Origin of the sequence: Novosphingobium sp., from assembly GCF_036733805.1 — a bacterium.
In the GTDB taxonomy this organism is placed as follows: Bacteria; Pseudomonadota; Alphaproteobacteria; order Sphingomonadales; family Sphingomonadaceae; genus Novosphingobium.
The window spans coordinates 1-3,721 of record NZ_DAIMZT010000114.1; the positions used below are offsets into that span (position 1 = coordinate 1).

4 protein-coding genes are annotated in these 3,721 nt (G+C 61.3%); 2 read left to right on the top strand and 2 right to left on the bottom strand.

The window, feature by feature from the left end:
• Positions 1-243: 243 nt before the first annotated feature.
• Positions 244-1,806 carry a Fic family protein gene (locus V7D69_RS15465; RefSeq protein WP_333606257.1) on the bottom strand — a complete coding sequence of 521 codons (1,563 nt, stop codon included), beginning with the start codon at positions 1,804-1,806 and terminating at the stop codon, positions 244-246.
• A gap of 227 nt (positions 1,807-2,033) precedes the next feature.
• On the bottom strand, positions 2,034-2,966 hold the full coding sequence (locus V7D69_RS15470; protein ID WP_333606258.1) for a nucleotidyltransferase and HEPN domain-containing protein: 933 nt from the start codon (positions 2,964-2,966) through the stop codon (positions 2,034-2,036).
• Between the two features lie 142 nt (positions 2,967-3,108).
• On the opposite strand from V7D69_RS15470, the gene V7D69_RS15475 reads away from it, so the two are divergent.
• Together V7D69_RS15475 and V7D69_RS15480 are read left to right on the top strand one after the other, a co-directional pair.
• Complete coding sequence (locus V7D69_RS15475; RefSeq protein ID WP_333606259.1) at positions 3,109-3,354, top strand: AbrB/MazE/SpoVT family DNA-binding domain-containing protein; 246 nt, start codon at positions 3,109-3,111, stop codon at positions 3,352-3,354.
• A partial coding sequence (locus V7D69_RS15480) for a type II toxin-antitoxin system VapC family toxin (RefSeq protein WP_333606260.1) occupies positions 3,351-3,721 on the top strand: 371 nt, incomplete at its 3' end. The genes V7D69_RS15475 and V7D69_RS15480, both read left to right, overlap by 4 nt.

The following is a 3,721-nucleotide window of genomic DNA, read 5'->3' on the forward strand; positions in this document are numbered from 1 at the left end:
GTGCTTGATGCCTGGCGGATGGTTGAGCGCTGCCTTCGCCAGAACAAGGCGGCGCGAACCGGAACATGACGGGAATGAAACTGTAACGCAAGTCCTTCAGGTTGCAGGCCGCTGGCGTCGTCACGGAGCAATCGTTTGCAAATCCGGGCGTTGGCAGGCGATCCATGACCGGTCCCGGAAGTGTCGATGCGCGGCGTTTCCATCCGCCATTTTATGACTGCGTGTTCGCCCTTGGCCGGATTGTCACGGTTGGCCGTAATTTCGTTCATCGTCCGGCACAAAGCTGTCGCGGTAAAGTTGCTCGATCTCCGCCGTCTCTTCGGGCGTCAACGCAGCGAATTCGCGCGTGCGGGCGCGCTGCGAGAGCTGTCCGTCATTCTGTTGCAGGAACTTCTGCAGCAGTTCGATACGATCGGCCGGCATATCGACGATCTCCTGGACGCCCAGGCTGAAGCGATCGAATGCTTCGAGAAAGGTGACCTCGGCAGGCAGGTCCTCCTCGATGGTCTGTTCCACGCAGGCGTACAGGAACTCGGCATGCGCCGTGGCATCGAAGAAACGGTAATAAGCTACGCTATCGTTCAGCACTTCCACGTTGCCGCTTGGCGTGCGCCGCCATTCGATCTCCGGCAGCAGCGGCCGGGAATAGGTTTCGAGCACGGCGCGATAAGCATCGAGATGCCGCAGGATCGCCGCGCTAACAGGAAAGACCAGCCCGGGCGGATTGTAGTTCGCTGCGGCGAGGACGTGGTGGATCAGCCAGCGATGGAGACGGCCGTTCCCATCGACATAGGGATGGATATAGACGAAACCGAAGGCGAGCGCCGCCGCCGCCGCAACCGGATCATAGCCGCTCTGGAGCGTACGGTTGGCATAGTCGACGAGTCCGGTGACCAGATCCTCAAGATCCTGGGCGCGGGCACTGATATGATCGGGAATGGGGTCGCCCGTCTCGCGATCGTGAACGCCCACGAACCCGCCTTCATCGCGCAGGCCCAGCCGCACGAACCGCGCATCTCCAATGACGATGCGCTGCAGGCGATCGAACTCAGGCAGGCTCAGTTGGGTGTGTCCGGCTTCGGCGATTGCCTGGCCCCATCGGATGGCGCGTGTGCCCGACGGTCGCTCCCCTTCAATCGCAAAGGATGATTTTGAGTCATTCAGCAGCAGGAAGGCAGCAGCGCGCGCGACCAGGTCAGGGCGGACGCGGCCGATCTGTGCGCGCGCACGCTGATCCAGATTCTTGGCTTCTGCGACGATGAGCGCGGGCGATCGACGGATCATCGGGCAGAAGCGCGGCGTGCCCGGAAGGTTGTTCATGACGCGGTGCCGTGTGGAAACCTCGCCGCCGGCAAGAGCGAATTGCTGGGCGGGATCGACGACGTCGACGAGCCGCACCTTGCCGGCGTCGGGCAAATCCAGCGTGTCGTCCGTCATCCATTCGTAGAGAAACCAGATGCGGCGAGCAAACGCGCCGGTCGGGGTCGCGCGGACAAGATCGGCAATGACCTCGGGCGCTAGCACGCGGAAGAGCTGCGCGAGTACCGAAAGGTCGATCCCTTCCCACTTGATGGCGAACGTCAGTTGCGCGGCCAGTGTCGAGGCCGGGCGGTGACGCGGCGTGAGCATGTTCCAGGCGGCGGTGGCAACGGGATGGTGGCGCTCGGCGATTGCGGTGAGGCGCGGCGGCAGAGGGAGGGCGAGGTCATATGCCTGCATGAGTGCAGCATAACCCGCAGGCGTTGCCGTTTCCGGAAGCACTCTTCCGCGAAATGCGTTAACCGGCTGCGAAGGCCATTCACCCATGACTGTCCCTGTGAAAAATCAACACCGGGGTCGAGACCAACTGCGAATCTCGTTCACCGGTTGCGAATTTCTATCACTCTAGCGCGGATTTGTGAATATTAATCACCAAAAGGCCGTGCTTCTTCCTGCCCGGACAGATTTGGGTGGGCGGGACGGCCTTGCGGCCGTCGGGCTCTATCGCCGCACTCACGGCGACCGGGCCGCGCGCGCGTCCCGGCCCCGTGGGGTTACGATCCCTCCCGCGCGACATCCTGTTCGAGGGCGGCGAGGCGTTCGGTGCAGATCGTATGGACGGCCGCGCCCAGTTCCTCGACGCGCGCAGCGAGCCATTCGAGTTGCTCGGCGCTGATGCGGTAATGCTTCGAGTAGCGGGCCTTCACATAGGCTTCCTTGAGTTTTTCGAAGAGAGTCCGGTCGCTTTTGCGTTCGCGCGGCCAGGCACCCACCAGTCGAAGATCGAGGCGTTCGGCCTGGGTGCGCAGGAAGCCGATGTTATGAACATGGGGCGTGTAGAAAGTGCAGACCAGCAGGACGCAATGATACAGGCTTTCGGTCGCTTGGTGTAGTAGGAAGGAAGCTCGCTTGTAGCGGCCCTTGTCGATCAAGTGTTGCGCGCTGTCCTTGAAGTCAGCCGCGCCCGGAAACCATTCCTCGAAATATTCCTTTGCCAGGGCGAGCGCCTGTTCGGGCGTTTTCGGTTTGGGCGTGTGCAGTTCGCCATTGTCGAACTCGTAAAGCGCGATGCCATCCTCGCGCACATCCATGAAGAAATAGCGGCCATGCGCGAGACCGTCGTTCACTTCCTGCAGCGTGTGGACGATGAAATTGACCGGCGTCTTGAGCGTCTTGGTGATCGACAATTCGCGGTTGAGGCGGTCTTCGAGCTTCAGCCAATAGTCGACCCGATCGGTCAGCCTTTTGTCGTTGACGATGATGAGCAGGTCGAAATCCGACTGATAACCCTTGGCGGTGTGCGGTTCATCAACCCAGCCGCCGCGTGCATAACTGCCGTAGAGGATGATCTTCTCGATCCGGCCCTTCTTCTTCCACTGATGCGTGGCCAGCACCAGCGCATCCTCGAACTCTTCGAAGATGATCTGCACGATGCGTTCGAGTTCGCGTCTTTTCTGTGCTGGAAGATGATCGAGACCGCTACGCATGGGAGACAGCGTAACAGCACGGGGCAGGCTTTGCACCCATCAAACACCAGATGTGCCTTAAAAATTCATTCGGGACATGATTTAAGAATTGTGCCATAAGATGTCTATTGGATCACGAGGCGCATGGAGTTGGAAGCAGGCGATGACGGTTCAGGTGACGATCACCCCGAACGGCCGGATGAGCCTGCCGGCCGATATCCGTAAGCGTCTCGGCCTTTCCGGTGGTGGTTCGTTGCTCGTCGAAGAAACGCCTGATGGCGTGATCCTCCGGACGGTTGCCCAGTCGATCGCGCATGCGCAGGCGCTGGCGAAGAAATATACCGCCGGAAAACCCGAGGCGTCGGTGGAGGCGTTCCTCGCGGGCCGCCGCGAGGACTCCGGCGAGTGAGCGAGGTGATTCTCGATGCCTCCGCGCTGCTGGCATTGCTGAAGGAAGAAGCCGGAGCGGGAAAGGTGGCCGATGCGATCGCCATGTCGCGAATGACCTCGGTCAACTATGCCGAGGTCGTGAGCCATTTCGTTCACGCTGGAATGCCCGCAAGCGAAGTGGACGCCATGTTGCGTCCCTTGCCGATGACCATTGTTGACGCGGATCAGGCGCTCGCGACCCTTGCGGGAAGGCTGAGGGCCGTGACGGCTGAGGCGGGCTTGTCGCTTGGTGACAGATTCTGCCTGGCGCTGGCACTGCGCGATGGGCTGCCCGCGCTTACGGCGGACAAGAGTTGGCGGACGATCGCGGACGCCGCCGGCGTGAC